Annotated in this window: 19 protein-coding genes; 17 read left to right on the forward strand and 2 right to left on the reverse strand. The window is 68.9% G+C overall.

Translation table 11 applies throughout. The annotated features are described in order from the left end of the window. Positions 1 to 148: 148 nt before the first annotated feature. From QJ043_RS01580 to QJ043_RS01605, 6 genes are all read left to right on the forward strand, one after another. A complete protein-coding gene (locus QJ043_RS01580; RefSeq protein WP_283712419.1) occupies positions 149 to 1099 on the forward strand; it encodes an ABC transporter permease in 951 nt (316 codons plus the stop codon). Positions 1100 to 1101: 2 nt separating this feature from the next. Next, entirely contained in the window at positions 1102 to 3144 is a 2043-nt protein-coding gene (locus QJ043_RS01585) for a dipeptide/oligopeptide/nickel ABC transporter permease/ATP-binding protein (protein ID WP_283712420.1), read from the forward strand. Between the two features lie 2 nt (positions 3145 to 3146). Beyond that, the gene (locus QJ043_RS01590) at positions 3147 to 4013 is read left to right on the forward strand and encodes an ABC transporter ATP-binding protein (RefSeq protein ID WP_283712421.1); all 867 of its coding nucleotides are present in this window, start codon (positions 3147 to 3149) and stop codon (positions 4011 to 4013) included. 128 nt (positions 4014 to 4141) lie between these two features. Continuing rightward, positions 4142 to 5065 carry a dihydrodipicolinate synthase family protein gene (locus tag QJ043_RS01595; protein WP_283712422.1) on the forward strand — a complete coding sequence of 308 codons (924 nt, stop codon included), beginning with the start codon at positions 4142 to 4144 and terminating at the stop codon, positions 5063 to 5065. 103 nt (positions 5066 to 5168) lie between these two features. Beyond that, positions 5169 to 6104 (forward strand): ROK family protein, encoded by a 936-nt coding sequence (locus QJ043_RS01600; protein WP_283712423.1) that lies wholly within the window; start codon positions 5169 to 5171, stop codon positions 6102 to 6104. A gap of 58 nt (positions 6105 to 6162) precedes the next feature. After that, entirely contained in the window at positions 6163 to 6846 is a 684-nt protein-coding gene (locus QJ043_RS01605; protein ID WP_283712424.1) for an N-acetylmannosamine-6-phosphate 2-epimerase, read from the forward strand. Between the two features lie 160 nt (positions 6847 to 7006). Here the strand turns inward: QJ043_RS01605 and cuyB are convergent, their stop codons facing one another. Continuing rightward, positions 7007 to 7735, reverse strand: coding sequence for a cysteate racemase (gene cuyB / locus QJ043_RS01610; protein WP_283712425.1), 729 nt, complete (start codon positions 7733 to 7735; stop codon positions 7007 to 7009). Between the two features lie 306 nt (positions 7736 to 8041). Here cuyB and QJ043_RS01615 point away from each other — a divergent pair, with 306 nt between their 5' ends. The 3 genes from QJ043_RS01615 to QJ043_RS01625 all read left to right on the forward strand — a co-directional run bounded on the left by QJ043_RS01615 (position 8042) and on the right by QJ043_RS01625 (position 11817). Then, positions 8042 to 9274 (forward strand): coiled-coil domain-containing protein, encoded by a 1233-nt coding sequence (locus tag QJ043_RS01615; protein ID WP_283722707.1) that lies wholly within the window; start codon positions 8042 to 8044, stop codon positions 9272 to 9274. Positions 9275 to 9388: 114 nt separating this feature from the next. Further along, positions 9389 to 10615, forward strand: coding sequence for a carboxylate--amine ligase (locus tag QJ043_RS01620; protein WP_283712427.1), 1227 nt, complete (start codon positions 9389 to 9391; stop codon positions 10613 to 10615). Then, positions 10612 to 11817 carry a DegT/DnrJ/EryC1/StrS family aminotransferase gene (locus tag QJ043_RS01625; protein WP_283712428.1) on the forward strand — a complete coding sequence of 402 codons (1206 nt, stop codon included), beginning with the start codon at positions 10612 to 10614 and terminating at the stop codon, positions 11815 to 11817. The genes QJ043_RS01620 and QJ043_RS01625 overlap by 4 nt, the downstream gene beginning before the upstream one ends. A gap of 83 nt (positions 11818 to 11900) precedes the next feature. Here the strand turns inward: QJ043_RS01625 and QJ043_RS01630 are convergent, their stop codons facing one another. Continuing rightward, the gene (locus QJ043_RS01630; protein ID WP_283712429.1) at positions 11901 to 12908 is read right to left on the reverse strand and encodes a lipid II:glycine glycyltransferase FemX; all 1008 of its coding nucleotides are present in this window, start codon (positions 12906 to 12908) and stop codon (positions 11901 to 11903) included. A 138-nt stretch (positions 12909 to 13046) separates the two neighbouring features. Between QJ043_RS01630 and uvrC the strand changes: the two genes are divergently transcribed. The 8 genes from uvrC (at position 13047) to secG (ending at position 21507) form a co-directional block, all read left to right on the forward strand. Next, complete coding sequence (gene uvrC, locus QJ043_RS01635; RefSeq protein WP_283712430.1) at positions 13047 to 15041, forward strand: excinuclease ABC subunit UvrC; 1995 nt, start codon at positions 13047 to 13049, stop codon at positions 15039 to 15041. A 58-nt stretch (positions 15042 to 15099) separates the two neighbouring features. Continuing rightward, positions 15100 to 16011 (forward strand): RNase adapter RapZ, encoded by a 912-nt coding sequence (gene rapZ / locus QJ043_RS01640; protein ID WP_283712431.1) that lies wholly within the window; start codon positions 15100 to 15102, stop codon positions 16009 to 16011. A 9-nt stretch (positions 16012 to 16020) separates the two neighbouring features. Further along, a complete protein-coding gene (gene whiA, locus QJ043_RS01645) occupies positions 16021 to 16962 on the forward strand; it encodes a DNA-binding protein WhiA (protein WP_283712432.1) in 942 nt (313 codons plus the stop codon). Positions 16963 to 17254: 292 nt separating this feature from the next. After that, positions 17255 to 18280, forward strand: a complete 1026-nt coding sequence (gene gap, locus QJ043_RS01650; protein WP_283712433.1) for a type I glyceraldehyde-3-phosphate dehydrogenase — start codon at positions 17255 to 17257, stop codon at positions 18278 to 18280. 123 nt (positions 18281 to 18403) lie between these two features. Further along, positions 18404 to 19600 (forward strand): phosphoglycerate kinase, encoded by a 1197-nt coding sequence (locus QJ043_RS01655; RefSeq protein WP_283712434.1) that lies wholly within the window; start codon positions 18404 to 18406, stop codon positions 19598 to 19600. Further along, complete coding sequence (gene tpiA, locus QJ043_RS01660; protein WP_283712435.1) at positions 19593 to 20369, forward strand: triose-phosphate isomerase; 777 nt, start codon at positions 19593 to 19595, stop codon at positions 20367 to 20369. The genes QJ043_RS01655 and tpiA overlap by 8 nt, the downstream gene beginning before the upstream one ends. A 17-nt stretch (positions 20370 to 20386) precedes the next feature. Then, positions 20387 to 21169 (forward strand): hypothetical protein, encoded by a 783-nt coding sequence (locus QJ043_RS01665; protein WP_283712436.1) that lies wholly within the window; start codon positions 20387 to 20389, stop codon positions 21167 to 21169. 86 nt (positions 21170 to 21255) lie between these two features. After that, positions 21256 to 21507 carry a preprotein translocase subunit SecG gene (gene secG / locus QJ043_RS01670; RefSeq protein ID WP_283712437.1) on the forward strand — a complete coding sequence of 84 codons (252 nt, stop codon included), beginning with the start codon at positions 21256 to 21258 and terminating at the stop codon, positions 21505 to 21507. The last annotated feature ends 556 nt before the right edge of the window (positions 21508 to 22063 follow it).

Genomic DNA, 22063 nt, shown 5'->3' on the forward strand with positions numbered 1-22063 from the left:
GCTCCGCCGCAGGGGAGCGGAGGCTCCCCTGCACACGGTAATCCGGGCGTGGGCAAGGCTGGCACACGCACGACGTGCCAGCCTTGCCCACGTTTGTTGTGAACGTCGTACCTGAAAGCACTTGGAAAACAGGAAAGGAGCGGCAACCGTGAACAACCTTCTCAGGCTCATAGGGCGGCGCCTCATCGCGCTCCCCATCATGGTGCTTGGTGTCACGTTCCTGGTCTTCTTCGTGATGTCGTTCTCGCCCATCGACCCCGCCTATGGCGCCCTGGGCGAAGGCGCGACCCAGGAGGCCGTACAGCTCTACCGCGAGAAGCACGGACTGGACCAGCCGTGGATCGTCCAGTACGGCGACTTCCTCGGCGGCATGGTCCAGGGCAACCTGGGCGAGTACGGCGTGGCCCAGAAGAGCGTCGCCGCCCGTGTGGCCACCGCGTTCCCGGTGACGATGCAGCTCACGTTCTTCGGCCTCATCATCGGCGTGATCATCGCGTTCGTCCTGGGCGTCGTGGCCGCCGTCTACCGTGACCGGTGGCCGGACCAGCTCATCCGCATCGTCTCGATCGCCTGCATCGCCACGCCGTCCTTCTGGCTGGCCGTGCTGCTGATCCTCGTCTTCACGTTCAACCTCAAGCTGTTCCCGGCCTCGGGCGAGCTGCCCCCGTTCCTCACCGGCGGCTGGTGGGCCCGCATGTTCCTGCCGGCGCTCGCGCTCTCGGTGCCGCTGGCCGGCCAGCTCACCCGCGTGATCCGCACCTCGATGACCGAGGAGCTGGACCGGGACTACGTCCGCACGGCCATCGGCGCCGGCGTCCCGCGGCCCACGGTCATCGTGCAGAACGTGCTCCGCAACGCGATGATCACCCCGGTCACCGTACTCGGCCTGCGCATCGGCTACCTGATGGGCGGCGCGGTGGTCATCGAGGTCATCTTCAACCTGCCGGGCATGGGCATGGCGATCCTCGACGGCGTGACCTCCAACTACCCGACGCTGGTCCAGGGCGTGACGCTCGTCGTGGCCCTTGCCTTCATCGTGATCAACATTGTGGTGGACATGCTCTACATCCTTATCAACCCGCGAATCAGGAGCGTGTAGCCATGGCTGAGACTGCTGAGAAGAAGTCCGGCGGCGTCGGCCTTGCTCGCCGCTGGAAGGCCATGAGCATCGGCTCGCGGATCTCCATCGTCGTGCTGATCGTCGTGGCGCTCGTCGCCATCCTTGCCGAGGTGCTGGCACCGTACAGCCCCTATGAGATCTTCAAGGCCCGCCAGGCGCCGAGCGGGGAGTTCCTCTTCGGCACCGACGAGAAGGGCCGCGACATCCTGTCGCGCATGATGTATGGCGCGCGCTTCTCGCTCGCGATCGGCTTCGGCGCCGTGGGCCTCGCGCTCGTGTGCGGCTCGATCATCGGCTCCATCGCGGCCGTCAGCCGCAAGTGGCTGTCCGAGGTCATCATGCGCTGCATGGACATCATCATGGCGTTCCCCGGCATCGCGCTGGCCGCCGTGTTCGTGTCCGTCTTCGGCAACTCCGTCGGGTCCATCGTGCTCGCGATCGGCTTCATCTACATCCCGCAGGTGTCCCGTATCGTGCGCGCCAACGTCGTGGCCGAGTACGGCGAGGACTACGTCCGCGCGGTGGTCGTGTCCGGCGCCAAGGCGCCGTGGATCCTCTTCAAGCACGTGATGCGCAACTGCATCGCGCCGATCCTCGTGTACGTGATCGTGCTCGTGGCCGACGCCATCATCCTCGAGGCGTCCCTGTCGTTCATCTCCGCCGGCATCCAGGAGCCCACGCCCACGTGGGGCAACATCCTCTCCGACGCCCGTTCCGGCGTCCTCGCCGGCCGCTGGTGGCAGGCGCTCTTCCCCGGCCTCGCCATCATGATCACGGTGCTCTGCCTCAACATCTTCTCCGAGGGCATCACGGACGCCATGGTGGCCGCCCCGAACGCCCCGGTGAATGACGACGGCAAGCACGCCCGCAAGGAGGACCGCCTCCTGTTCGACCCCGTCGCCGCCTACGAGGAGCAGAAGGGCGCCCTCGACGCGTCGCTCGAGGCCCTCGAGAAGGTGGAGGCCAAGCGCGGCGACCGGCACGTGCCCGACTACTCGGTCAAGCCGATCCTCGAGGTCAAGGACCTCTGCATCAAGTTCCCGCGCCACGGCGACGTCAACGTCGTGGACCACGTGAACTACGCGGTGCGCCCGCACCAGACGATGGGCCTCGTCGGTGAGTCCGGCTGCGGCAAGTCCATCACCGCCCTCACGATCATGGGCCTGCTCGATTCCCGTGCGATCGTCTCCGGCCAGATCCTCTACCAGGGCAAGGACCTGCTCAAGATGACGCCGAAGGAGCGCAACGACCTCCGCGGCCACGAGATCGCGATGATCTACCAGGACGCCCTGTCCTCGCTCAACCCGTCGATGCTCATCAAGAACCAGATGAAGCAGCTGACGGACCGCGGTGGCACCCGCTCCGCCGAGGAGCTCCTCGAGCTCGTGGGCCTCGACCCGGCCCGCACCCTCGAGAGCTACCCGCACGAGCTGTCCGGCGGCCAGCGCCAGCGCGTGCTCATCGCCATGGCCCTGACCCGCGACCCGAAGGTCATCATCGCCGACGAGCCCACCACGGCCCTCGACGTGACCGTGCAGAAGCAGGTCATCAAGCTTCTGAACGACCTTCAGGCCAAGCTCGGCTTCGCGATGGTGTTCGTGAGCCACGACCTCGCCCTCGTGGCCGAGGTGGCACACTACATCACCGTGATGTACGCCGGCCAGGTGGTGGAGCAGGCCCCGACCATGGAGCTGCTCATGCACCCGACCCACGAGTACACCCGCGGCCTGCTCGGCGCCGTGCTCTCCATCGAGGGCGGTGCGGGACGTCTGCACCAGGTGCCCGGCGTGGTCCCGAGCCCGAAGGACTTCAACCAGGGCGACCGCTTCGCCCCGCGCTCCAGCCACCCCACGGTGGGCCTCGACGTGCGCCCGGTGCTCAAGCAGATTCCGGGCACGCAGCACTTCGTGGCGGAGCTCCCGGACGAGGAGCTCGCGAAAGCCGGCCTGCCGTCCAAGGTCGCCCAGGCCGCGAACCGTTCCACCGTGTCCACGCCTTCGACTGACGGAAAGGGGGCCAAGTGACCATGAGCGACGCTCAGAGCCAGAACCCCACCACGCCCGGTCCCGGCGCCATCGACGGCGTCACGCCGATCATCTTCCTCGACGACGTGAAGGTCACGTTCAAGACCCGCACCGGCTCCCTGTTGCACCCGAACCTCGTGCACGCCGTCAAGGGCGTCACGATGCGCGTGATGCCCGGCCAGACGCTCGGCATCGTCGGCGAGTCCGGCTGCGGCAAGTCGACCACGGCCAACGTCATGTGCGGCCTCCAGCCGCCCACCTCCGGCAAGGTCTACTTCAAGGGCAAGGACGTCACGAAGCGCACCGCCGAGGACCGCATGCACATCGGCCGCGTGCTCTCCGTGGTGTTCCAGGACCCGGCGACGGCGCTCAACGCGCGCATGTCGGTCCACGACCAGCTGCTCGACCCGATGCTCGTCCACAAGGTGGGCACGCCTGCGGAGCGCGAGGACCGCATCCAAGAGCTCATCGGCCTCGTCGGCCTTCCGAGCTCCGCGCTCGACGCGCTTCCCGGCCAGCTCTCCGGCGGCCAGCGCCAGCGTGTGGCCATCGCCCGCGCGCTGTCCATCGGTCCGGACTGCATCATCGCCGACGAGCCCACCTCGGCGCTCGACGTGTCGGTGCGCGCCCAGATCCTGAACCTGCTCACCGACCTCAAGCGGCAGCTCGGCCTGGCCATGGTCTTCATCAGCCACGACATCCAGACCGTCCGCTACATCTCCGACGAGATTTGCGTCATGAACGGTGGCCAGATCGTCGAGCACGGGCCCGCGAAGCAGGTGTTCGAGCACCCGCGCGACCCGTACACCCAGCTGCTTCTGGGCGCGGCGCCCTCGCTGCTGCACCCGAAGTTGGGGAAGGCGTCCTAGGCGCCCCCTCCTGTCCCGGCGCGGCCCCTCCGCTCAAGGGGCCGCGCCACTCTGAGGGCCGATGAGGCCCCACATCCCGGTGGCGTCCTCGGGGGAGGCGCCGCCCTGACACGAAAGGCTCCATACTTATGAGCGAGCGTTTTTCGATCAAAGGCGTCGTGCCTCCCGTCGTGGTCCCGATGACCGAGGACGGCGAGATCGACGTCCCCGCCTACGAGAAGCACCTCAACCGCATGATTGACGCCGGGATCGACGGCCTGTTCTTCCTCGGCAGCTCCGGCGAGGTCGCGTTCTCCACCGACGAGCGTCGCCGCCAGATCATCGAGCTTGGCATGCGCATCAACGCCGGCCGCCTTCCGGTGATCGCCGGCTGCATCGACATGCAGACCAACCGCGTCATCGAGCACGCGAAGGCCATGGAGCAGCTCGGCGTCGACGCGATCGTCGCCACCGCGCCCTTCTACGCGATCCCCGGCCCCACGACGGTGGCCAACCATTTCCGCGCGATCAAGGAGGCCGTGGACCTGCCGCTCTTCGCCTACGACATCCCGGTCTGCGTGAACACGAAGCTGGGCTGGCAGGAGCTGGCCGAGCTTGGCGCCGAGGGGACGCTCGACGGCGTCAAGGACTCCTCCGGCGACGATGTGAGCTTCCGCTTCCTCGTGCTCGAGAACGAGCGCCGCGGCCACCCGCTCACGCTGCTGACCGGCCACGAGGTCGTCGTGGACGGTGCCTACCTGGCGGGTGCCGACGGCTCGGTGCCCGGCCTCGCCAACATCGACCCAGTCTCCTATGTGGAGATGTGGAACGCGTTCCAGCGCGGTGACTGGGCGAGCGTCAAGGCGATCCAGGACCGTCTGGCGAACCTCATGCTGATCACCCAGGTCACCCGTGGCGCTGCGGGCTACGGCGCCGGCGTCGGGGCCTTCAAGACCGCCCTCTGGGTCATGGGGGTTTTCAACACCAACCAGATGCCGGCCCCGGTGGACCGCCTGACCGACGAGAACGTCGAGGCCATCCGCCGCGTGCTTATGGACGCCGGGCTGGTCTAAGCCGTGCGCGGACGCCCCCCCGATGCGGGGGCGTCCCCTTCTATCCAGGAACACCCCGACCTGCGCCCGGCGTGGCGCAGGTCGCGCCACAAGGAGGGCGCTTATGGACCGAGTCACCGTCGTCGCCGTTGACATCGGCGGCACGAAGATCGCCACCGGCCTCGTCACCCTTGGCGACGGCGAGCCGCCGCGCGTCGAGTCCGTCGAGAAGGTCCCCACCGAGCCGCTGCGCGGCGGCCCGGTGATCCGCGACGTCGTGGTGGAGCAGGTGCAGGCCGCCATCGCGCGCTCGCCGCACCCGGTCGCAGGGGTGGGCATCTCCACGGGCGGGGTCGTGAACCCGTCCACCGGGGACATCACCTATGCCAACGAGATGATGCCGGGCTGGACCGGTACCACGCTCGGGTCGGACGTCACCGCCGCCACAGGGCTTCCCTGCAAGGTGCTCAACGACGTCCACGCCCACGCGCTCGGCGAGGCGCGCTGGGGCGGCGGCAAGGCGTACGGCTCGGTCGTCGTCGTGGCGGTGGGCACCGGCATCAGCGGCGCCGTCGTTGAGAACGGCAAGCTCCGTCTCGGCAGGCACGACATGGCCTCGAACGTGGGGCACATGGCGTGCCCGCAGGCCGCCGGGCTGCCCTGTACCTGCGGAGGCGAGGGGCACCTCGAGATGGTCGCCGCAGGTCCCGCTATCGCGGAGGAGTACGAGCGCCTGTCCGGAGAGAAGAAGGGCGGCGCGGAGATCTCGGCGCTCGCCGAGCAGGGCGACGAGAGCGCCGTCGCGGCCGAGGTGCGCTCTGCCGAGGCGCTCGGCACGGTGCTCGGCTCGGTCGCCAACTTCCAGGACCCCGAGGCGTTCATTCTGTCCGGTTCCGTGGCGGAGTGCGGCCCCGTGTGGCAGGATGCCCTGCGCCGCGCCTATAGGGCCTGCGCGATGCAGCCGGTGCGCGAGCTGCCCATCGAGAACGGCCAGCTCGGCGGCGACGCGCCCCTGATCGGCGCGGCCGAGAACTTCGTCTGCTACGGCTACGGGGAGTGAGCGTCCCGGAAAGCCGACGACTGCCTCGCCAAGCGGGCGAGGGGAGAGGGAGGGCACGATGCCCGTCAAACCGATCGTCCAGGCCCTGAAGGGCGCGCTTATCGCGTCCGTCCAGGCGTACCCCGGGGAGCCGCTGCGCCACCCGGAGACCATGGCCCAGATGGCCCGAGCGTGCGAGCTGGGCGGTGCCGGTGCCATCCGGTGCCAGGGCCTCTCGGACATCTCCGCCATCAAGGGACGCTGCGAGATTCCCGTGATCGGCCTCTGGAAGGAGGGCCACGAGGGCGTCTACATCACCCCGACGCTTCGCCATGCCCGCGCCTGCTCGTTGGCCGGCGCCGACGTGGTCGCGCTTGACGCCACGGACCGTCCGCGCCCCGACGGCCTCACGTTCGAGGAGACCGTCGCCGCGCTGCGGCAGGACGGCATCGCGACGATGGCCGACTGCTCCTGCATCGAGGACATCCGCCGCGCCGTCGCATGCGGGTGCGACGTCGTGTCCACGACGCTCTCGCACGCTGGCGCCGCCATTGACCGGGGCGCGAACGACGGCCCGGACCTCGATCTCATCCGTCAGGCCGTGTCCGAGTTCCCGGACGTGCCCGTGGTCTGCGAGGGCTCGGTGCACTGCCCGGCCGACGCCAGGGCCGCGATGGACGCGGGCGCCTGGGCCGTGGTGGTGGGCACCGCGATCACGCACCCCACCTCGATCACAAGCTGGTACGTCGAGGCCGTGCACTAATCTCCCCAGGTGCCACGCACCCTGGGAGGAAACCTCCTGTGGTGCCACGCACCTGGGGAGGAAACCTCCTGGGGTGCGTGGCACCCCGGGAGGAGCCATGGAGAGGAGCCCTGGCCGAGATTGGCCGGGGCTCCTCTTGTCGTCCTGATTGCGCGGCCTGCTACATCTCGACGGGGCCGGCCTTCGCGCGGGTCCGCTCGTACGCCTCCACACAGGCGTCCGCCAGCACGTCCATGGCGTCCACGAGCCAGGTCGGCGCGTCATCGAGGGTCGCGTAGATCACCGAGAGCTCCGTGCACCCGAGCACGACGGCGTCGCAGCCCTGACCGCGAAGGCGCTCCGCCACGCCGAGCATCACGTCCGGGTCGAAGGGCCGGTTGCGCTTCACGGTGTCGTAGATCAGGGAGGTCACGATGGCGCGCTCCTCCTCGCTCGGCACCACCGTCTCGAGCCCCGCCTGCTCGAAGTAGCCCTGGAACACGCCCGACTGGGTGGTGCCCTCGGTGGCCATGAGGCCAACGCGCGCGCCAGGGCCCGCGAGTGCCGCGACCCGCCGGGCCGTGAGCTCCATGATGTTGAGCACCGGCACCTCCACGGCCGCCGCGATGGCGTCGTGGAAGTAATGGGCCGTGTTGCAGGGGATGGCGATGTAGTCGGCACCCGCGTCCTCGAGCCATCGCGCCACCTTGACCATCTCGGGCAACGGGTCGGGCTCGCTTGGGTCGAGGATGAAGGCCGTGCGGTCGGGGATCTGAGGGTCGTTGAAGACGATCATCGGGATGTTGTCCTGGTCGCACTGGGCCGGGGTCCGCGAGATGACCGCTTCCATGAAGGCGGCCGTCGCCATCGGCCCCACGCCGCCGAGCACGCCGAGCACGGGCTTGTTCATCTAATCCCCCCTCGCCACAGGGTGTTTGCGTGGATCGCGTCGAGCCGCTTTGACAGGAACAGCCCCATGGCCGAACATCGATTATCCCCATTCCGATGGGTGATCGTGCGTGGATTCCATGGGCTCAGGGGAGACGGAGGGCTCAGGCCCTACCCTAGTTTGAAGCCCGCATCTGACGCGCCCCTTGCGGTCGCCTCCGTGCACGTGTCCTGTTCCCGTACCCGAAAGGATGATGCCACGGTGTCCAGCCCCCGGGTTATCAAGTTTTCCTCGCTCCTCACGGCTGCGCTCGTCGCGGCCGCTTTGTTGGTCGGTCATCCCGCGACGGCTCACGCCGCCAGTTCCACCGAGCTTCAGGCCCAGCTTGACGCGGCGCTCGTGAAGGTCGAGGACCTGCGTCAACAGACGTCGGCCGCCTTCGACCAGCTCGAGTCCCTCCAGGGCCAGGTGGAGGACACCAAGGCCCAGATCGCGGAGACCGAGTCCAAGATCCAAGAGACCCAGGCCGAGCTCACGGACGCCCGCGGCACCCTCGCCGAGCGCGTGTCGGCCAACTACAAGACCGGCGGCGTCTCCTTCGTGGAGATCCTCCTCGGGTCCACCTCCTTTGAGGACTTCGTGAGCCGCATCGGCTACGCGAACCGCTTCGCAGAGTCGGACGCCGAGTTCATCGACCGCGTCAAGACCCTCGAGGCGCAGCTCAACGAGAGCAAGGGCGCGCTCGAGCTCCAGCAGCAACAGCAGGAGGAGCTCGTGGACCAGGCGCAGGCCAAGGCGACGCAGGTGCAAGCGAGCCAGCAAGAGTACGAGGCCTACGTCGACAGCCTGTCGGCCGAGGTGCAGGAGGCGCTCAAGAAGGAAGAGGAGGAGCGCCGGGCCGAGGAGCAGCGCAAGGCCGAGGAGGCCGCAGCCGCTGCCGCAGCGCAGCAGGCCGCCGAGGCGAGCTCGAGCGCGAGCTCCAATGGCGGTGGCTCCCCGTCCTCGTCGGGTGGCTCATCGGCGGGCTCCTCTAGCAGCGGTTCCGCCTCGTCCGGCGGCTCCGGCTCGTCCTCGGGCGGCTCGGGTTCCTCCGGCTCCTCCTCGGGTTCCGGCTCGTCCTCCTCGGGTGGTTCCTCGAGCGGTTCCAGCGCCGGCTACGGCTCCGGCATCTCTGCGGTGATCGCCGCCGCCAAGTCCCAGCTGGGCGTCTCGTACTCGTACTCCGGCAGCGCGATCGCCAACCAGGAGTTCGACTGCTCCGGCCTCGTGTGGTGGGCCTACCAGCAGGGCGGCTACTCGATTCCGCGCGGCCAGCGCATGAGCAACGGCCGCGGCAACTCGATGATCGGCTGGGTGCTCGACCGCGGTGGCTGGACCACCAACCAGGCGAACCTCAAGGCCGGCGACCTCATGTTCTGGGGCTCGGGCGTCAACAGCACGACCCACGTGGGCATGTGCATCGGCAACGGCCAGATGATCCACTCCAACTACGGTGGCGTGGAGATCACGAGCGTCTACTACAGCAGCGGCTCCTTCGTCGGTGGCGGCCCCATCGTCTAGCTGCTTTGGTGAGATCGACCGAGCGCGGCCGGGCTTTCGCTAGAGTGATCGGCGAAGGCCCGGCCCTTTTTCTGCGCGGCGCCGCCGCGCCTGTCCTTTGAGGAGTGTTCTTCCGTGGCTCAAACCACCCAGCGTCCCGCTTTTGTCCCGGTCCTGCTCGGCACGGAGATCGCCGGCTACGGCATGGCCCGCGCCTTCTATGAGGAGTTCGGCGTGACGAGCGAGGTGTGGGGCACGTTCCCGCTCACGCCCACCCGGGCCTCGAAGTTCATCAACGTCCACGTGGACGAGCACCTGCTCGAGGGGGACCGCCTCCTCGATGTCCTGAACGGTGCGGCCGGCTCCTACGGCGACGCAGTGCCGGTCGTCGTGCCGTGCGGCGACGACTACGCCGTGGAGCTTTCCCGCGTGATGGACCGGCTCGACCCCGTCTACCGCGTGGTCTGCGCGTCGGGCGGCGTCGTCGAAGCGATGAACGACAAGGAGCGCTTCTACCAGCGCTGCGAGGAGCGCGGCGTGCCGTACCCGCAGACCGTCGTGCTCAACGACACCGAGGTGCCGGAGCTGCCCTTCGGGTTCCCGGTGGCCCTCAAGCCCTCCGACGCCCCGGCCTGGCGCGAGCACCCCTTTGAGGGCCAGAAGAAGGCCTTCGTGCTCGACAACCGCGAGGACCTCGAGGAGACCGTGCGCCGCGCCTACGCGGCGGGATACCCCGGCGCGCTCATCGTCCAAGACTTCATCCCGGGCGGTGACGAGAACATGCGCGTGCTCAACGGCTATGTGCGCGGCGACGGCACCGTGTCGCTCATGTCCCTCGGCCACCCGTTGCTCGAGGACTGCGCGCCGATGCGCATCGGCAACTACGCGGCGATCCTCTCCTATGGGGACGACGCCGTGTACGACACGGTCCAAAGCCTGATGGAGGGCTCCGGGTACCGCGGCTTCTTCAACATCGACATGAAGTACGACCCGCGCGACGACAGCTTCAAGCTGTTCGAGCTCAACCCCCGCGCCGGCCGCAGCAGCTTCTTCACGACCCTCGCCGGCGACAACCTGGCCCGCTACGCCGTGGACGACGTTCTCGACGGCGGCCTGCTCGAGCCCACGCGCGGCACCGAGGAGGTGCTCTGGCTCGGGGTGCCGATGACCGTGGTCAAGCGGTACGCCGCGGACACCCCCGAGAAGCGCCGCGCGCTGGAGCTGCACAAGGCCGGGAAGTCAGGCACGACGCTCTTCGGCTGCGGCGACAACAGCCCCGAGCGTCTGTGGAACATGGCCAAGCTCTGGGTTCACTACGTGGTGGACTTCAACCAGTACTTCGGGAAGAAGGACCTCTCATGACGGACGCGCTGAGCGGGCTCAAGGCGGCCCTTGCCAAGAGGAGCGGCACGAACGCGGAGGACTGGTACCCCGTGTTCAAGGCGCGCCAGGGCATGTTCGTGGCCTTCGACCAGATGCGCCGTGCCCGTGAGGCCGCCGGGCTGCCGCAGGGGCGTGTCGTCACGCAGCTCTTCACCTGCTGCACGGCGGTGGACCCCATCGTCGCGGCCGGCCTCGCGCCGGTCTACGGAGACCTGTCGCCAAGGACCCTGGCGCTTGACCCGGAGCGCATGCCGCTGGACGACCGCACCTGCGGTGTGGTCATCCAGCACACCTACGGCATCCAGGACCCGGTGCTCGACGCCCGGTCCGCGCTGGTGGCGCGCCAGGCGGGGGCGCTGGCCCTCGAGGACTGCGCCCATTGCGCAGGGCGCCTGTCCCGCGACGAGCAGGGCGCCCCGGTCGCGGACCTGTCGTTCCATTCCTTCGGCGTCGAGAAGATGCTGCCCACGCATTTTGGGGGCGCCGTGTGGGTCAACCCGGCGATGGCCGACCGGGAGCTCCGCGCGGCCATCGTGGCCGCGCTCTCCGGGTTGGCGGAAGTGGCCCCCCGGCGCGCCCGTGCGGCCAGGGCCTACCGCAACCAGATCCGGGTGATCGGACACCTGCCCGCCGGGATGGGGAAGGCGCTCCGCGAGAGGCTCGAGGGGGCCGGACGCTTCGAGCCTGCCATCTCGGCCGTGGAGCTGGCCGGGGGCCTCGGATCGACGGCCGCTCTGCCCGACGCCTGGGTGGCAGAGAAGGCGCGCGCCGCGCTTGAGGGCTCGGACGCCGCCGATCGCCAGCGCGAGCGTGCCGTGGGCGTGTATCGGGAGCTCTTCTCGGGGTCCGCGGTGGCGCCGGGCGACGAGGCATGGGTCGCCATCGGCGGGACGGAGCCGCCCCAGCCGCTGCTGCGCTTCGGGTTCTTCCGAACCGATGCGGAGGCTGCCGACGCGGCGGTGCAGCGGGTGCGCGCGGCCGGCTTCTACGCGGTGCCGTGGTATCGCCCGGTGCTGTTCCCCGGCGTCACGGACCCTGCGGCCTACGGGCTTGCCGACGGCGTGGAGAAGGCGCTCGGGTCGCTGCCGGTGACGTGTGCGGCGTCACGGGGAGCGGTGGCGCTGCCGACGGATCTGTCGCCCGACCAGGTGCGCGCTTGCGCCGGAGCCGCGCGCGGATAGCAAGGAACGCCCGCCGGCCCTGAGGCGTCGACGGGCGTTCTTCATGGGCGGCCATATCTCGGGAGGCAGGCGCTCGGTGGGGCTTAACGGCTGCGGAGCTTCTTCCGCATGTTCTGCAGGCCGGTCAGGGCGCGGTAGAAGCCCTTCTTCACCGGGATGTCGCGGTCGGGGGCCACGCGCGTGGCCTCTTTCGCGAACTTGGTCTTGAAGGTGTTGAGGCCGCGGAGCGCCGGCTGGAAGTTGCTGCCGATGCCCATCAGGTCGAACGCCTCCACACCGAGCCCGTTGAGCTCGAGCATCTCCGCGAAGATGAGCTTCTCGGTGCCGAGCGTGCGCATCGCGTCGTTGGCCATCGCGCCGTAGAGGTGCGTCGCGCGGGGCGCGTTGAGGATGTCGATCGCCCAGTGCTTGAGGCGCCCCTCGTCGTCGCGCGCGGCGAACAGGCGCGCGTGCTCGGGCCCGAGGATCTCCAAGAGCGACCGGTAGTCCTCCTTGGGGGCCGGCGCGAACCCGTCGCGCTCGCCCGTCTCGACCATCACGTCGTAGTACTCGGAGAAGTCCCGGGTCGCCTGCTCGGTCTCGTCAGCGGTGGCGAGCGGGCACTCGCGGAGGCTCTTGCGCACGTCGCGGCGCCCGCGGGTCTTGAAGCGGGACAGGATCTGCTCCTCGTCGCCCGTCGTGTCCACCACGACGGTCGTGTCGTAGGGGAGGGTCGAGAGCACGGCATGGGTGCTCTCGTAGGGCTCGCTCACGGCGCAGCGGATGAACGCCACCTTCTTGTCGGTGCTGCGAACGTGGTCCACGAGCGCCTTGATGGCGGCCTGCTCCTGGGCGTAGGTGGGCTCCTGGGCCCACGCGGGCCCGTGGTGGGCGCGCAGGTAGTGGTAGCCGTGGGTCTCGTAGTCCATGAAGGCGGCGACGGCAACCGGCTCGCCGTCCTCCTCGATGAGGACGTAGCCCCAGGGCTCGCGGCCGGGGATCGTGGCCTCGTAGGCCTGCCACACGGGAAGCTGTTCCACGGGGAGGGCGATGCCCAGCGCGTCGGCGGCCTCTCGGTAGCCCTGCTCGTCCACAGATCGAACCGTTGTCATGCATGCTCCTGACTCGAATGAACCCGGACAGCCATTTTCACACCGAGGCCCTAAGGGCCGGGTGCGGCGATTCTGTCTCCACCGGGTGGACAAGAAGACCCCAGACGACCTTCAAACGCCCTCGGGTATCGTGGGGGCATGGAACCTTTGAACCCCCAGGGCGGAAGAGCCCCCCATCCCACGCTGCGCGAGCAGGTGTCCCAGGTGCCGCAGCTCCCGGGCTGCTACCTCTGGAAGGACGCGACCGGCCACGTGCTCTACGTGGGCAAGGCCAAGAACCTCCGCGCCCGCATGCGCCAGTACATCAACGGAGACGACGAGCGCGCCAAGGTGCCCCTCATGATGCGCGAGGTGGCGGGCTTCGACTACCTCGTGGTGGACAACGAGCACGAGGCCCTCGTGCTCGAGATCAACCTGATCCAGCAGCACCACCCGCCCTACAACGTCGCGCTGATGGACGACAAGAGCTACCCGTTCATCGCCGTGACCGAGAGCGACGTGTTCCCGGCCATCAAGTACACGCGCGAGCGGCACAAGAAGGGCACCCGGTACTTCGGGCCCTACACCGACGCCCGCTCGGCCCGCGAGGCCATCGACACCGTGCGCAAGGTGTGCCCGCTCTGCGTGGCCACCTGCGCCGAGTGGAAGCGCGCCAAGCGCATGCTCGACGCCGCCGCGCCCGAGGACCGACCGACCGTGATCGAGAAGCTCGCGGAGCAGGGGAGGCCCTGCTTCGACGCGCACGTGGGCCGCGGCCCCGGCGTGTGCATCGGCGCCATCCGACCCGAGGACTACGCGGACCACGTGGCCACGGCCGAGGGCTTCCTGACCGGCCACCGCAAGGACCTCGCGAACCTCTTGGCCGCCGAGGTGCAGGAGGCCGCGGCAGACCTGGACTTCGAACGCGCCGGCCGGTACCAGCGGCGCCTCCAGGCCATCGAGTCCCTCGACAAGAAGCAGCAGGTGCGCTTCGCCGGCGACGCCGACTGCGACCTCGTGGGCGTGTGGCGCGAGGAGACCATCGCCGGCGCCTGCATCTTCGCCGTGCGGGAGGGGCGCATGGTGCGCTCGGTGGACTTCATCCTCGACAAGGGCATGGACGTCGAGGAGCCCGAGGTGGTCCGCGCGTTCCTCCAGCGGTACTACGGCAAGACCTCCGAGGTGCCCCCGCAGGTGGAGGTGCCGTGCCCGCTGCCGGACACCGAGGCGATCGAGGGGTGGCTCTCGGAGAAGCGCGGGGGCCGGGTGCGCGTCCACGTGCCCAAGCGCGGCGAGCGCAAGAGCCTGCTCGACACCGCCACGCGCAACGCCCGCCACGCCCTGATGCGCTACGAGCTGCGCACCGGCTACGAGGACAAGCGCGTGAACCGGGCGCTGCTCGAGCTGGAGAGCGCGCTCGCCCTCGACGACCCCCCGCTCCGCATCGAGTGCTTCGACGTCTCCACCATCCACGGCCAGCACACGGTGGCGTCGATGGTGGTCTTCACCAACGGGCGCCCGGACAAGTCCCAGTACCGTCGGTTCAAGGTCCGGGCGGACCTGTCGGAGGCCAACGACTTCGTGTCGATGGCCGAGGTGCTCGGGCGCCGGTACGCGCCCGAGCGCATGGCCGACGAGCGGTTCGGCTCGCGCCCGGACCTGCTCATCCTCGACGGCGGCAAGCCGCAGCTCACGGCCGCGATGAACGAGCTCGAGGACCTCGGCCTCGACATCCCGGTCTGTGGCCTCGCGAAGTCCGACGAGGAGCTCTTCGTGCCCTGGGATGACACGCCCGTGGTGCTGCCGAGCGGCTCGGCGTCGCTCTACCTGGTGAAACGGGTGCGCGACGAGGCCCACCGCTTCGCGATCGCCTATCACCGCGAGCTGCGCGGCAAGGCGATGACGGTGTCGGTCCTCGACGAGGTGCCGGGCGTGGGGCCCAAGCGCAAGAAGGCGCTGCTCAAGGCGTTCGGCTCCCTCAAGCGGCTGCGGGCGGCCACGCCGGACGAGATAGCGGCGGTGGAGGGGGTCCCCGAGGACGTGGCCCGGGGCGTCTACGAGACGCTGCGCGCCTGGGACCAGGAGCTCGGCCGTGCGCCGGACGACGGGGGCGTGCGGTCCTTCGCGGAGGAAGCGGCCACCATCGATGGGTGAGGAGCACCCCGGGCGCCCCGTCTCACGGTTACACTGGCGGGGAGTGAAAGGGGTGCCCATGAGCGATCCGAGCACAGAGGCGCGGGTGCGGCCCGACGTCCCGGACGTCGTCATCATCACGGGCATGAGCGGCGCCGGCCGCACCGAGGCCATGCACACCTTCGAGGACCTCGGCTACTACGTGATCGACAACCTGCCGCCGTCGATGCTCCTCCAGCTCGCGCGCATCGTGGGCATCGACTCCGGCGTGGGGCGCCACCTCGCGGTCGTGTGCGACCTCCGCAGCCAGGGGCTCTTCGACGAGTTCGGCGACGAGGTGCAGAAGCTCCGCGACCACGAGCTCACCTGCTCCGTGCTCTTCCTGGACTCCGACGACGAGACCCTCGCCCAGCGCTACACGCTCTCGCGCCGCCGGCCCCCGATCGCCCAGGAGGGCGAGGCCACCATCGACGCGATCCGCCGGGAGCGCGAGCAGCTGAAGGCGGTCCGGGCGGCCGCCGACCGGGTGATCGACACGTCCGCCATCTCGCCCAAGGAGCTCCGCCGGCGCCTGCGCGGCTCCTACTCGGAGCTCACCGAGCAGGAGCAGATGGAGGTGCGCGTCTTCTCCTTTGGCTACAAGTACGGCATGCCCGCCGAGGCGGACCTGATGATCGACGTCCGCTTCCTGCCGAACCCCTACTGGGACCCGGAGATGCGCGAGCTCACCGGCCTCGACGAGCGGGTCTCGTCCTTCGTGCTGAACCACCCGCAGACCCAGGCGTTCCTCGACGCGTGGTTCACGCTCCTCGACGCGGTGATGCCCGGCTACGTGGCCGAGGGCAAGGCGCAGCTCTCCATCGCCGTGGGCTGCACCGGCGGCCAGCACCGCTCGGTGGCGCTCGCCCAAGCGACGGCGGAGCACCTGCGTGCGCAGGGCTTCCGCGTGACGCTGGCCCATCGCGACCTGTTCCGGGCCGCCAAACGCTAGGGGGCGCCGGTGTCGTTCACTGCGGAGGTCAAGGACGAGCTGGCCCGCGTCTCGGGAGCGGGCCGGGCGAGCGAGGCGGCGGAGCTCTCCGCCCTCGTGCGAGTGTGCGGGACGCTGTCGTTCCATGGTTCCGGTTCGTACGCGGTGCGCGTGACCACCGAGACGGGCGCCGTCGCGCGCACGGTGATCAGCCTGTCCCACCAGGTCTTCGACCTCGACACGCAGCTCACGGTGCGGCGGAGCGTGCTCCATAAGACCAGGAACTACCTGATCGAGGTCCCCGAGCAGGAGGGCCTCGAGCGGGCCCTGGTGGCGATGCGGATCCTCGTGCCGGGCAAGGGGCTCGTCACGGGCATACCCCCGGAGCTCGTGGCCACGGAGCAGGACCGCTCGGCGTTCCTCCGGGGCGCGTTCATGGCCGGAGGCTTCATCGCGGACCCCCGCGGCGACTTCCACTTGGAGATGGCCGTCACGAGCGAGGCCCTTGCCCAAGGGCTCGTCGCCCTGTGCCACGACGTGGGCGTGTCCGCGCGGCTCAACCGGCGCCGCGGGGCCTTCGCGATCTACATCAAGAGCTTCGACGACATCGAGCGGCTGCTCCTCGTCATGGGCGCAAGCAAGACCGCCAAGGCGGTGCGCGCCGTGCGCCAGGTGAAGTCCGTGAAGAACGACGTCAACCGCAGCGTGAACGCCGAGATGGCCAACGCCCGACGGGCGAGCGGCGCCGCGGCCGAGCAGCTCGCCCTCATCGACAGGGTGGAGGCGGGCCCCGGCCTCGACTCGCTGCCCGCCACCGTGCGACAGTTCTGCGAGCTGCGCCGCGAGCACCCGGACCTGTCGTTGACGGACCTCGGCCGCGTCGCCTACCCGCCGCTCTCGAAGTCTGCGGTGTACCACCGGTTGCTCCGTTTGCAGAAGGCGGCAGAGGACTGGGAGGCCCGGCGCGCGTGACGTGCCTCGGCGGGGGCCAACGGCCGGCGCGCGCCGCACGTTCGCGGGCCGGGAAGCGCGTCGTTCGAATATTCACGCGCTTCTATGCGAGGAGTATCCCGCGTTTTATCAAAGGACATGACCATTCTCGTCTGGTCAACTAAAGGTGCTAGCTGCAGATTACATGCAGCATGCGCTTTCAGCCCCCTTTGTCGAGCATGAGCGTTAGTATGCGGGGTGAAAAACCTAAGGCATCAGGGACGCCTGTGCGGAACGGCCGTGCGGGGACTTGTGTCGAGGAGAGGAGAAACGCATGGCAGTTAAGGTCGCGCTCAATGGTTTCGGCCGCATTGGTCGTCTGGTCTTCCGCCAGATGTTCGGCCACGAGGGCACCGAGATCGTCGCTATCAACGACCTCACCAGCCCGGATATGCTGGCCTACCTCCTGAAGTACGATTCCACGCAGGGCAACTACGCCCGCAACCACGAGGTGACCGCCGGTGAGGACTCCATCACCGTCGACGGCACCACCATCAAGATCTACAAGGAGCCGGACGCCAAGAACCTCCCCTGGGGCGAGCTCGACGTCGACGTCGTCCTCGAGTGCACCGGCTTCTACACCTCCAAGGCCAAGGCCCAGGCGCACATCGACGCCGGCGCCAAGAAGGTCGTCATCTCCGCTCCGGCCGGCAACGACCTGCCGACCATCGTCTACAACGTCAACCAGGAGACGCTGACCGCCGACGACAACATCATCTCCGCGGCCTCCTGCACCACCAACTGCCTCGCCCCGATGGCCAAGGGCCTGAACGACTTCGCCCCGATCGTCTCCGGCATCATGACCACCATCCACGCCTACACCGGCGACCAGATGATCCTCGACGGCCCGCAGCGCAAGGGCAACAAGCGCCGCAGCCGCGCCGCCGCGATCAACATCGTCCCGAACAGCACCGGCGCCGCCAAGGCCATCGGCCTGGTCCTCCCGGAGCTCAACGGCAAGCTCATCGGCGCCGCCCAGCGCGTGCCCGTGCCGACCGGCTCCATCACCAACCTCTACGCCGTCGTTGACAAGACCGTCACCGTGGACGAGGTCAACGCCGCGATGAAGGCCTACGCCGAGACCATCCCCGAGACCTACGCCTACAACGAGGACGACATCGTCTCCACCGACATCATCGGCGAGACCCACGGCTCGATCTTCGACGCCACCCAGACCATGGTCCAGGACCTCGGCGACGGCCGCAGCCTCGTGCAGTGCACCGCGTGGTACGACAACGAGAACTCCTACGCCTCCCAGATGGTCCGCACCATCAAGTACTTCGAGAAGTTCGTCGCCTAACCTGAGACGTCCGCTTCTCGTACACGCGTGAGCGAGGGCGCGGACGTTGGCCGACCGGCCGCGTCCGCGCCCTTTTCTTGCTCGATGGAACCAGCAACGCAACATTCCCAAAAGGAGGGAACGATGGCGTTTTCCAAGAAGACGGTCCGCGACATCGACGTCGACGGCAAGACCGTCCTCGAGCGCGTCGACTTCAACGTGCCCCTGGACGAGGACGGCAACGTGACGGACGACACCCGCGTCCGCGCCGCCATCCCCACGATCCAGTACCTCGTTGACCATGGCGCCAAGGTCGTGCTGATGAGCCACCTCGGCCGTCCCAAGGGCGACGGCCCGGAGCCCAAGCTCTCCCTCAAGCCGGCCGCGGACAAGCTCCGCGAGCTCACCGGGCTTGACGTGACCTTCGTGCCCGACACCTACGGCGACGAGGCCAAGGCGGCCGTCGAGGCCATGAAGCCCGGCCAGGTGGTCGTGCTCGAGAACGTCCGCTTCGACAAGCGCGAGAAGAAGAACGACCCGGAGATCGCGAAGAAGCTCGCGGACCTCGGCGACGTCTTCGTGCTCGACGCCTTCGGCACCGCGCACCGCGCGCAGGGCTCCGTCGTGGGCCCGGCCGAGTACCTCCCGGCCGTGGCCGGCGAGCTGCTCGAGAAGGAGGTCGACACCCTGACCTCGATCTTCTCCGACCCCGAGCGCCCGCTCGTCGCCATCGTCGGCGGCTCCAAGGTCTCCTCGAAGATCGGCGTGCTCGACCACCTGCTCGACTCCGTCGACACGCTCATCATCGGCGGCGGCATGGCCTACACGTTCTTTCTGGCCAAGGGCTACTCCGTGGGCACCTCCCTGCAGGAGCCCGAGTGGGTCGACCGCGCCAAGGAGATGATGGACAAGGCCGAGAAGAACGGCGTCAAGCTCCTGCTCCCGGTGGACAACGTCGTGGCCGACCACTTCGGGCCGGACGCGGTGGGCGTCGTCGTCGCCTCCGACTCGATCCCCGACGACATGATGGGCATGGACATCGGCCCCGAGACCGCGAAGCTCTACGCCGACGCGATCGCCGGCGCCAAGACCGTGTTCTGGAACGGCCCCATGGGCGTCTTCGAGTTCGACCAGTTCTCCGACGGCACCAAGGCCGTCGCCGAGGCCGTGGCCGACAACGAGGACTGCACGTCGATCATCGGCGGCGGCGACTCCGTCGCGGCCGTCAACAAGTTCGGTCTTGCCGACAAGATGAGCTGGATTTCCACCGGCGGTGGCGCGTCCATGGAGCTCGTCGAGGGCAAGCCGCTGCCCGGAGTGGAGGCGCTGCTCGATGCCTAACAACCGCACCCGCCTGATCGCTGGCAACTGGAAGATGAACGAGACCTACAGCGAGGGCGTCACCCTGGCCCAGGACCTCGCCAACGCGCTGTCCGACGGCGCCGAGGGCGTCGAGGTCGTCGTGTGCCCGCCGTTCGTGGACCTGAAGGGCGTCGCGTCCGTCATCGAGTTCGACAAGGCCCCGTTCGGCCTGGGCGCCCAGGACGTGTACTGGGAGCCCAAGGGCGCGTACACGGGCGCCATCAGCACCGACATGCTCAAGTCCGTGGGCTGCACCTACTGCATCATCGGCCACTCCGAGCGCCGTGAGTACTTCCATGAGACGGACGCCGACATCAACAAGAAGATGATCGCGCTGCTGGCCGCCGGCCTCAAGCCGATCAGCTGCTGCGGCGAGTCCCTCGAGGTGCGCGAGGCGGGCCAGCAGGTGGACTTCGTCGTGGGCCAGGTCAAGGAGGACCTCGCCGGCGTCGAGCTGGCCACCGGTGACGAGCTCGTGATCGCCTACGAGCCCATTTGGGCCATCGGCACCGGCAAGACCGCCACGCCTGAGGACGCCCAGGAGGTCTGCGGCGCGATCCGCGCCTGCCTCGTGGAGCTGTACGGCGAGGACATCGCCGGCCGCGTCCGCATCCTGTACGGCGGGTCCGCGAAGCCCGGCAACGTGGCCGGCTTCCTGGCCGAGGAGGACGTGGACGGCGCGCTCGTGGGCGGCGCCTCCCTCGTCGCCTCCGACTTCGCCGCCATGGTGGAGAAGGCCGCCGAGTAATGCCGCGCCGGAGGAGGATGCCGCCCGCGCTGCTCGTCCTTTTCGAAGGGCTGGGCGTCGCGCCCGCGTCACCCTCCAACGGCGTCTCCCAGGCCCGCTTCCCGTACCTTGGGTCGCTTGGCCTGGTGTACCCGCACCGCACCATCGAGGCCGCCGGCCCCGCTCTTGGCCTTGCCGAGGGCGAGCCGGCGGCCTTTGCCGGTGGCATACGGGCGATCCTCTCGGGCGCGCCTCTGGACGACGACGGCGCCGACCCGCTGGGGCTCTTCCGCGCGCTCGACGAGGCCGGGCTCCGCACCTTGTTCGTGAGCGGGCAGAACGCGGACGCCGAGCCGTTCGCAGAGGCGCTCGATGCGGCCGGTCTCGCCGGGTGCGAGCAGGTGCCGGGCGACGCGCTGTCCGTCTCGGCGCGCGTGGCGTTGGCGGCCGCCCGGCGTGACGCCGACATCGTGGTCGCGGTGCTCGACGACGTCGAGCAGGCTCGCGCGTTCGGCTCGCCGGCACGCGTGGCGGAGGCCTGCGAGCGCGTGGACGACGCGGTGTCCCGCATGACGCCTGCCTTCATGGCGACGGGTGGCTTCGCGCTCGTGACGGCCACGCACGGGGGAGGGGAGGCCGCCGACCCGGTGTCCGCCACGGACGCCCCGGTGTGGCTCTTCGTCGCGCATCCGGACGCCCGCACCTCGGACGTGGAGGAGGGGAGCCTCGTGGACGTCGCGCCGACGTTTCTGGGGCTGCTCGGTGTCCCTGCGCCTCGCTCGATGATGGGCACTCCGTTGGCGCAGGTGCCCGGGCACTGAACCTCCCACCATATGTGGTATGGTCTCTCATCGACTGTGAATCCTCAGCGGGCGTTCGTGCGCCCGGAGCCAAAGGAGCGTGCCCTGTGGGTGCCCTGAACATCGTCCTGGTCGTCATCTGGGCCGTCTCGGCCGTTGCCAGCATCCTTCTGATCCTCATGCACTCGGGCAAGGGCACCGGCGTGAGCGACATGATCGCGAGCTCCATGTACAACTCCAACGCCGGCTCCGGCGTGTGGGAGAAGAACCTGGACCGCCTGACGGTGATCAGCACCTGCGTCTTCATCGTGACGCTCTTCGTTTTCATGCTGACGTTCCCCCAGGGCACCCTGGCGTAGGGTTCGGGGCACCGAACGATCGCACGACCGGACGGCCTCGCGGTGGCGGGGCCGTTTTTCGTGCGTCGAGAAGGCGCGGCCGCCGTTAAGCGGGGCTGCATCTTCGCGGTTTTATGCATCCATTGTGACCACAACCGGTGGTGTCCCGCGCTTCAGGCGAATCAAGCCGGTGCGTTTGGGCACCACCTCTGCGACCAGAGGAATCGACATGGCAGGCGCTCCGTTTCGTGGCCATTTGGCCTTCCTGCGCCGTGATGGTGCGCGGCCGACCATTCGCGGTGATGCCAACGAGACCGTCCGCGACGTCCGGTGCGCCTGGCTCTGCAGTCGGTTCCTTGCGGATACGGTGTCGAGGAGCATCAATGATGTACGGGGTTGCAGTGTTGAACCCATAGGAGCAGTGAACTGGGGCCTCGGGGGCGGCGCGCCTCGGCACTGAAACAAACCTGCGGTCTGCCTAGGTCGGAGGTGTCCGTCCGGTTGCCCTAGCCCGGCCTCCTCGGTCGCTCGCTACACGAGGTGATTCGCCCGAGGGCGCCGATCTCCACGAGCCGGG

Origin of the sequence: Kribbibacterium absianum, from assembly GCF_030067705.1 — a bacterium.
GTDB lineage: Bacteria > Actinomycetota > Coriobacteriia > Coriobacteriales > Atopobiaceae > Kribbibacterium > Kribbibacterium absianum.

What these genes read in the sequence shown, in the direction of transcription:
- tpiA (WP_283712435.1), top strand. Translation starts at nt 19,593, where the DNA reads ATGCCTAACAACCGCACCCGCCTGATCGCTGGCAACTGGAAGATGAAC.
- QJ043_RS01595 (WP_283712422.1), top strand. Translation starts at nt 4,142, where the DNA reads ATGAGCGAGCGTTTTTCGATCAAAGGCGTCGTGCCTCCCGTCGTGGTC.
- QJ043_RS01585 (WP_283712420.1), top strand. Translation starts at nt 1,102, where the DNA reads ATGGCTGAGACTGCTGAGAAGAAGTCCGGCGGCGTCGGCCTTGCTCGC.
- QJ043_RS01600 (WP_283712423.1), top strand. Translation starts at nt 5,169, where the DNA reads ATGGACCGAGTCACCGTCGTCGCCGTTGACATCGGCGGCACGAAGATC.
- cuyB (WP_283712425.1), bottom strand. Translation starts at nt 7,735, where the DNA reads ATGAACAAGCCCGTGCTCGGCGTGCTCGGCGGCGTGGGGCCGATGGCG.
- rapZ (WP_283712431.1), top strand. Translation starts at nt 15,100, where the DNA reads ATGAGCGATCCGAGCACAGAGGCGCGGGTGCGGCCCGACGTCCCGGAC.
- QJ043_RS01625 (WP_283712428.1), top strand. Translation starts at nt 10,612, where the DNA reads ATGACGGACGCGCTGAGCGGGCTCAAGGCGGCCCTTGCCAAGAGGAGC.
- QJ043_RS01665 (WP_283712436.1), top strand. Translation starts at nt 20,387, where the DNA reads ATGCCGCCCGCGCTGCTCGTCCTTTTCGAAGGGCTGGGCGTCGCGCCC.
- QJ043_RS01605 (WP_283712424.1), top strand. Translation starts at nt 6,163, where the DNA reads ATGCCCGTCAAACCGATCGTCCAGGCCCTGAAGGGCGCGCTTATCGCG.
- QJ043_RS01590 (WP_283712421.1), top strand. Translation starts at nt 3,147, where the DNA reads ATGAGCGACGCTCAGAGCCAGAACCCCACCACGCCCGGTCCCGGCGCC.
- QJ043_RS01630 (WP_283712429.1), bottom strand. Translation starts at nt 12,908, where the DNA reads ATGACAACGGTTCGATCTGTGGACGAGCAGGGCTACCGAGAGGCCGCC.
- uvrC (WP_283712430.1), top strand. Translation starts at nt 13,047, where the DNA reads ATGGAACCTTTGAACCCCCAGGGCGGAAGAGCCCCCCATCCCACGCTG.
- gap (WP_283712433.1), top strand. Translation starts at nt 17,255, where the DNA reads ATGGCAGTTAAGGTCGCGCTCAATGGTTTCGGCCGCATTGGTCGTCTG.
- QJ043_RS01655 (WP_283712434.1), top strand. Translation starts at nt 18,404, where the DNA reads ATGGCGTTTTCCAAGAAGACGGTCCGCGACATCGACGTCGACGGCAAG.